Origin of the sequence: Pseudomonas sp. EA_65y_Pfl2_P78, from assembly GCF_963970495.1 — a bacterium.
GTDB classification, from domain to species: Bacteria; Pseudomonadota; Gammaproteobacteria; order Pseudomonadales; family Pseudomonadaceae; genus Aquipseudomonas; species Aquipseudomonas baetica_A.
In genome coordinates, this window is record NZ_CAXAON010000002.1 from 337,787 (window position 1) to 344,620 (window position 6,834).

8 protein-coding genes, 1 tRNA gene and 1 pseudogene are annotated in these 6,834 nt (G+C 46.0%); 7 read left to right on the forward strand and 3 right to left on the reverse strand.

From position 1 onward, the window contains the following. Positions 1 to 2 precede the first annotated feature (2 nt). The 7 genes from AACY02_RS03430 to AACY02_RS03460 all read left to right on the forward strand — a co-directional run bounded on the left by AACY02_RS03430 (position 3) and on the right by AACY02_RS03460 (position 4,760). Entirely contained in the window at positions 3 to 764 is a 762-nt protein-coding gene (locus tag AACY02_RS03430) for an MBL fold metallo-hydrolase (protein ID WP_339430753.1), read from the forward strand. A gap of 28 nt (positions 765 to 792) precedes the next feature. Beyond that, the gene (gene purC, locus AACY02_RS03435; RefSeq protein ID WP_122608857.1) at positions 793 to 1,506 is read left to right on the forward strand and encodes a phosphoribosylaminoimidazolesuccinocarboxamide synthase; all 714 of its coding nucleotides are present in this window, start codon (positions 793 to 795) and stop codon (positions 1,504 to 1,506) included. An 84-nt stretch (positions 1,507 to 1,590) separates the two neighbouring features. After that, positions 1,591 to 1,680 (forward strand) — tRNA-Ser (locus AACY02_RS03440). A 286-nt stretch (positions 1,681 to 1,966) separates the two neighbouring features. After that, positions 1,967 to 2,743, forward strand: a complete 777-nt coding sequence (locus AACY02_RS03445) for a dual OB domain-containing protein (RefSeq protein WP_339430754.1) — start codon at positions 1,967 to 1,969, stop codon at positions 2,741 to 2,743. A 9-nt stretch (positions 2,744 to 2,752) separates the two neighbouring features. Continuing rightward, entirely contained in the window at positions 2,753 to 3,196 is a 444-nt protein-coding gene (locus AACY02_RS03450; protein WP_339430755.1) for a DUF488 domain-containing protein, read from the forward strand. Beyond that, positions 3,193 to 3,792, forward strand: coding sequence for a DUF4326 domain-containing protein (locus tag AACY02_RS03455; RefSeq protein ID WP_060763845.1), 600 nt, complete (start codon positions 3,193 to 3,195; stop codon positions 3,790 to 3,792). The genes AACY02_RS03450 and AACY02_RS03455 overlap by 4 nt, the downstream gene beginning before the upstream one ends. A gap of 2 nt (positions 3,793 to 3,794) precedes the next feature. Next, the gene (locus tag AACY02_RS03460; RefSeq protein ID WP_339430756.1) at positions 3,795 to 4,760 is read left to right on the forward strand and encodes a hypothetical protein; all 966 of its coding nucleotides are present in this window, start codon (positions 3,795 to 3,797) and stop codon (positions 4,758 to 4,760) included. A gap of 415 nt (positions 4,761 to 5,175) precedes the next feature. Here AACY02_RS03460 and AACY02_RS03465 read toward each other — a convergent pair whose 3' ends face one another. The 3 genes and pseudogenes from AACY02_RS03465 to AACY02_RS03475 form a co-directional block, all read right to left on the reverse strand. Next, positions 5,176 to 5,880 carry a hypothetical protein gene (locus AACY02_RS03465; RefSeq protein WP_339430757.1) on the reverse strand — a complete coding sequence of 235 codons (705 nt, stop codon included), beginning with the start codon at positions 5,878 to 5,880 and terminating at the stop codon, positions 5,176 to 5,178. Positions 5,881 to 6,223: 343 nt separating this feature from the next. Then, positions 6,224 to 6,598 (reverse strand): hypothetical protein, encoded by a 375-nt coding sequence (locus AACY02_RS03470; RefSeq protein ID WP_339430758.1) that lies wholly within the window; start codon positions 6,596 to 6,598, stop codon positions 6,224 to 6,226. Positions 6,599 to 6,622: 24 nt separating this feature from the next. Further along, positions 6,623 to 6,834 (reverse strand): annotated as a pseudogene (locus AACY02_RS03475) (IS3 family transposase); the annotation flags it as partial.

The following is a 6,834-nucleotide window of genomic DNA, read 5'->3' on the forward strand; positions in this document are numbered from 1 at the left end:
ACATGCGTTTTGCCGTTCTCGGCAGCGGTAGCCAAGGGAACGGCACGCTGATCGCCAGTGCTGATACGTATGTGCTGGTGGATTGTGGTTTTTCCCTGCGGGAAACCGAAAAACGCCTGTTGCGCCTGGGTGTGAACCCGGCGCAACTGAGCGCGATACTCGTAACCCACGAACATGCCGACCACGTGCATGGCGTGGGTTTGCTGTCTCGGCGCTACAATCTACCGGTCTACCTCAGTCGCGGCACACTGCGCGGGATGCGCAAACCGATTGAACCCGCAGGCTTTCTGGCCGGCGGCGAGCAACTGCAGATCGGTGCACTGAACATCGGGGTCATTGCCGTGGCCCATGATGCGCAGGAACCGACCCAGTATGTCTTCAGTGATTACGAGCAGCGGCGCTTCGGCCTGCTGACCGACCTGGGTTCCTACTGCGAGCGGGTGCTTGACGGTTATCGGGATCTCGATGCGTTGATGATCGAGTCCAATCATTGTCGCGATATGCTGGCTCGTGGTCACTACCCGTACTTTCTCAAGCAACGGGTGGGCGGCGAGCTGGGACATTTGAACAACCACCAGGCGGCATTCCTGGTGTCCGAGTTGGGCTGGCAGGGTTTGCAACACCTGGTTCTGGCCCATCTGAGCAGCAAGAACAATTTGCCGCAGCTGGCCCGGCAATGTTTTGTCGACACCCTCGGGTGCGACCCGGACTGGCTGCAACTGGCCGATCAAGATTCAGGGCTCGACTGGCGCCACATCGCCTAGCCCACCTACTTAGCAAGCGGAGCCCATCATGGAAAAACGTGAAGAACTCTACCGCGGCAAAGCCAAATCGGTTTACAAGACCGACGACGCTGACCGCTTGATCCTGCTGTTTCGCAACGACACCTCGGCGTTCGACGGCAAGCGTATCGAGCAGCTCGACCGCAAAGGCATGGTGAACAACAAGTTCAACGCCTTCATCATGCAAAAGCTCGAAGCGGCCGGCGTACCGACCCAATTCGACAAACTGCTGGGCGACAACGAATGCCTGGTGAAAAAGCTCGACATGATCCCGGTCGAGTGCGTCGTGCGTAACTACGCCGCCGGTAGCCTGGTCAAGCGCTTGGGCGTCGAAGAGGGCCTGAAGCTCAACCCTTACACCTTCGAACTGTTCCTGAAGGACGACGCCAAGGGCGACCCGTTCATCAACGAATCCCATGTTGTCGCATTCGGCTGGGGCACCGCCGAGCAACTGGTTCGCATGAAAGAACTGTCGCTCAAGGTCAACGAAGTGCTGACCAAGCTGTTTGACGACGCCGGCCTGCTGCTGGTCGACTTCAAGCTTGAATTCGGCGTGTTCAGCGACGGCTCCATCGTCCTGGGTGACGAGTTCAGCCCGGACGGCTGCCGTCTGTGGGACAAGGACACCAAGAAGAAGATGGACAAAGACCGCTTCCGCCAAGGCCTCGGTGACGTCATCGAAGCCTACGAAGAAGTCGCCAATCGTCTGGGCGTACCGCTTTAATCGACGCAAGCATCTGATAGCACGGAAAAAATTTCGCTTGGGGGGTTCGCAACCAGCGAAAGTGTTGTTATGATGCGCGCCGTTGGAGAGATGCCAGAGTGGCCGAATGGGACGGATTCGAAATCCGTTGTACCTTCACCGGTACCTAGGGTTCGAATCCCTATCTCTCCGCCATTACAGAAAAACCTTTGTAAATCAATGATTTACGAAGGTCAAAAAGCAGTGATTTGTAGCAGCAGTTTGTAGCAACTTTTTGCCAAACTGTAGCGACCAGATCGCTGTTTTTTTTCGTCTGTATTTTTTAATTCAGCGATTAAGTCCGACCTTCACTTCTCATTGGTCAGCACCCTGTGTGACCCTCTATGGTGCGAAACGGTAGGGTTCGCATCGCTTTGAGTAGCACGCGAGCGAATGTGCGTTAGAAGCTCTTACGTTGCGATGCAGACCGCTTGATCGGTCTATGCGGTTGGGCGGCTGTGGATTCACCAAAGTAAGGCTTGCCATCTGTGATGGGCAAAGCGAGGATGCTGAAAGGCATATCGCCATCATGGAAGGGACATACAAAATGCCGTATCAATACCGGATAATCTGCTTGGCAAATTCTCGTAAGCTCAGTGGCCGCTGTGTTGCTGGTAAGGTGACAACGGGAGACTACACAGGGGCTTGGCTGCGTCCTATTGGCACCACGGCTACGCATGAGATCACCGAGCGAGATCGTGAGTATCAGGACGGGACCACGGCCCAAAAGCTGGACGTCATTGACATCACGTTCACGAATACCGCACCCGCTGGGTTCCAGCGTGAGAACCACATAATTGCTGACAACATCTATTGGGAGAAAGCGGGCCAAATGGTTGTCAATGACCTTGCAGGTATTGCGGATGCACCGGCTACCCTATGGGAGAATGGCAATCACAGCTATTCAGGTGTGAACGATAGGGTCTCTGTGGAGCACCTGACTGAACCGCGTCAAAGTCTTTACCTCATTCAACCGCAGAATGTCACTTTCAAGGTCAGTGCGGAGGGTGCCCAATTCGGAAATCCGAAACGTGTTGTACGTGCCAAGTTCACCTATAACCGGATTCCGTATGCTCTGACCGTGACAGATCCAGAGACAGAACAACACTACAAAGCCCAGCAAAATGGCGAGTACGCGGCTAACGTAAGCTATTTCACCATTAGCCTAGGTGAACCTTACAACGGAGAGGCCTATAAATTGGTCGCCGCAGTATTTTAAGGGGTAAAAATGAAGATTTTCACGATAGGTTTTACGGAGAAAAAAGCAGAACGCTTTTTCTCCTTGATAAAATTATCAGGCACAAAGCGGGTTGTTGACGTTCGATTAAATAATATTTCTCAGCTCTCAGGTTTTGCAAAAAGAGATGACTTGAAATATTTCCTAAAAGAATTATGCGACGTTGATTACGTCCATGTGCCTGATCTGGCTCCTACAAAAGAAATCTTGTCGCCCTACCAAAAGAAAGAGATTTCTTGGCAGCAGTACGAGGATAAATTCCTCAACCTTATGGCGAAGCGAAATATTGAAAAATACGTAAAGCCTGAAATTATTGATGAAGGGTGCTTGTTGTGCAGTGAGCATCAGCCGCATCAGTGCCATAGACGGTTGGTTGCTAATTATCTCAAGCAAGCGTGGGATCAATCTGACGCGGTTGTAAAAGATTTAGTATGAGTAAAGATGCAAAAGTTTTAATTGCTTATCCTAACGACTTCCTTTCATATTCGAAATTTGAAAGGAAAGTCGATAAAATTATCAGTTCTCTTGAAAAAGTAGAGCTGATTTTTGTGCGTGACGAAAACGACTTTATCGAAAAATATTCAAAGTCAAAGGGGTTGCCGGCAATTTTTTTCGGCTCGGATAAAGAAGCGTTGAACGAAGTCACGCACGCCATTCTTTTTCAAGATGAAGAGCGGAATTGTTTCTTTATACTCGATAATGAATTGCGGGAAAAAGAAATACCCACAAGAATTATAAATTTAAAAATTACCAAGGTGTCTAACAAAGACACCGGTGACAGCTATGATGTTTACATTGGTAGGGGAACACTGTGGGGCAATCCCTACCAGATGGGCAAAGAAGGCACACGCGACGAAGTTATAGCCAAGTTTGCTTATGATTTCGAAAGACGCTTTTTGAAATTACCGGAACAATTTGATGAGAACATCGAAAAGCTCCGAGGTAAGACACTTGGTTGCCACTGCAAGCCTGCGGCTTGTCACGGTGACGTAATCGCGAACTATCTAAACTCCCAAGATGATGGAAAGTGACCATGTTTCAGCTAGTAGCATTCCGTAATGTCGATGGCTACTTAGGTTTTTTTCAAAGGGACGGTAACCATGTCAGTTACTATGTAAATACCTCGAAAGCTTTTTATTCCATATCTGGTGCTAATAGTTGGCAAACGTGGGTGCAATATATTGACGCTGGGCACGGAGGAGATGCCGATAGGGAAATAATAGGCAAAGAAGCCATACAGTATTTCTTACATAATTACCAAGAGACGATCAGTATCGATATCGTTGAAATGGAGGATGTTCAACGTCCGGGAAGCTTTTATCCGAGAATTTCAAGAGATAATATTTTCTTTAACTATGTGAGTGAACAGTTTTTACAAGATGTTAGAGCCTACCAAAATATTCAATTTAGCCTTGATAGCTTATTTAACTACATTGAACCGTCCGCAAACAATTTGAGTGCTTACGGTCATAAAATTAGAGAGCTTTTGATATTGGCATGCACAGAAGTTGAATGCTTGCTTGTAAAGACCTTGGTTGATAATGGTTATGAGCAAAAAGATAGATATTCCACAAATGATTACATAAAATGCAAAGATATATTAGGGCTGGATAAATTCGAAGTGAGCTTGGTGCAATATCCAAGCGTGAAGGTATTCAAACCTTTTCATGATTGGAAGGCCGAATCTCCAACCAAATCACTACCTTGGTATAATGCCTATAATGCAGTAAAGCACAATAGAAGCGATAACATCACAGATGCTAATCTAGAGCACCTTCTAGATGCTATTTCTGCCATCCATGTCCTTCTTGAAAGTCAATACGGCAAAGAAATTTTTGAGCGTTGGAATAGTCAAACAGAAGACCGGAGTGTTTATAAAACAGTAGCTAGACCTAAATGGAGTTGTGCGGAAATCACTGCTCCGATATTAATTGCAGGCTACTCCATAGACGCAAAGTGGACGGATGAGCGTAAATATTTCGAAGATTATAAAATTTAAGAAATATTAGATAATGCAAATATCAGGTTTTTCTCACTCCGTGGGTATTGGCCCGGTTGCGAACGCCCGGCCAATGATGCGTTAAAAGCTCTTAGGCTTCGTTCAGGGTGGTTTTAAGTGCTGGGACTTGTACCAGTGCTAAAAATCGCCGGGTATGACTTATATACCTGCAATAATCCGCTGCTTTGGGCATTACAGATGCACGCTTCGCGTTTGGCGTGCGGTGGCTCGCCTACTCTGGTGATCGCTTCGCTTTTAAAATCACAAACTTTTTAAAGCCAAGAAAAAGGGCCTAAACACAACAAACCGTAGATGGATGAAAACGGAAAAATCACGCTATGGGAATGTATGCTACCCCTGCGGGGTAGTCGATTAGAACGGAAAATCGACATTAAAAAAGCCCTTTCGGGCTGGTTTATATTCTCATCATGTCTACTAGACTTTTATAGTGTTTGTTCGTGTCGTTAAACGTCACCATCACATCAACGCCATCAATTGTGTAAACAGGGTTTAATAATGATGGTCTTGTGGCTTTTATCTCTTCGCTTTCTGTCTCTTGATAGTCGAATGGCTTCAACGTTTGTATTAACGTTAAATGGCCAAAATTACATTTTAACGTTTTCACTACCTCGCGATTTTTTACGAACCTGATCGTTATTCTGTATTCATATTTCAATTCTTTAAAAAAGAAGAAATCTCGCGGCGTCATAGCCTCATGGAACGCCTCTCTGTGAATTGGATCAATTTCTAACTTATTGATCGCCACTAATTCATCGGCATAAATCAACCTTGAATAATTTTCACAAGTTGAAATTTTCGAAATCGCTTTGTATTTTTTAGTCTTAATTATCTTGATTACTGAATAATCATAGTCGAACTGATCTAAGTCGAATAAGTGAATTTTTTTCTGTGTAGCTTCTTCGTATTCTTCCGACTTGAAATAATCATTAAGCTTGTAATTAGTGACGCCTATTGATGATGATGACTTGCTGACCAATAAAAATCTAGTTGGGTCTTTTTCCCTATTTTTGAATATTGTATCAACGCCAAAGACGGCACATGAGTGAAATGCTTCTTCTGCTAAATTGACTAGATTAAATTTCTTTTTGATGTTTTTCATAAATCTCCTTTTCTGTTTTGTTACTTAAATGAAAACACATAAATAGAAGAAGTCAACAGAAAGGGCCTAAATAGTTTAATGGGTGTGGCGTATTATCCAACCCTATTTTTTCAATAATGTTCGATCTTAAATATATTTTCAATCCGCTATTGACACGTAATTTATGGCTTACCCAAGCCATAAAACGAACATCGCAAAAATGGCAAAACTCAATAATTTGCAAGATTTTCTAAAATAAAACTGCCGAAATTTTATTGAAAAATAATTTGTCAAAAGAAAGGGCCTAAACCCAACAGGCACAAAAAAGCCCCAATCAAGGGGCTTAATTTTTTCTCGAAAAATGTCAGGCAGTGACAGGAACGCCGCCAAGCTTTTTGATCAGTGCGTCAAAGTCAGTCACTTTGTTTTTCTTCATCAGGTCGGCCAGATAATCAGCATAGGTCGTGAAGCCTAGTGCTTCAATTGTCTTGCCAACGGCCCCAGCCTTTTTGCTTTGCAAGATCGTTTCAACGCCATTGATCGTGACTTTAAACTTCGGGGCTTTCGCCTTTGTGGTCTTCACGCTCACGCTTTTAGTTGTTTTGGCGGCTGTTTTAACGTTGTGAAGGGAATGCACCACGCCGATAAAATCGGCCACGTTATAGCCGTGTTTCTCTCGCAGGGCTTCAAGTTCTTCAACAAATTTCAGAACCTTGGCTTCTTTCGCGGCGTTTTTCAAGGTTGTTGTCGCGTCGCCGTCTAACTATGCCGCTCTTTTCTCGGTCTGCTGCTGCTGCCGATCCGGGTTCAACATCACAGTGCCCATCGGCTCCCAGTTTCTTGTCTGGCCAGACCAGCGTTCCGGGCATTTCTCCCGAGCTTGCTCGTACAGCTCATGACGCCGAGCCAGGATCTGATGATCCTGACCACGGTGCCGTTCGGCCGGGGTCACGAAGCGGATTCGGCTGTGCCGGT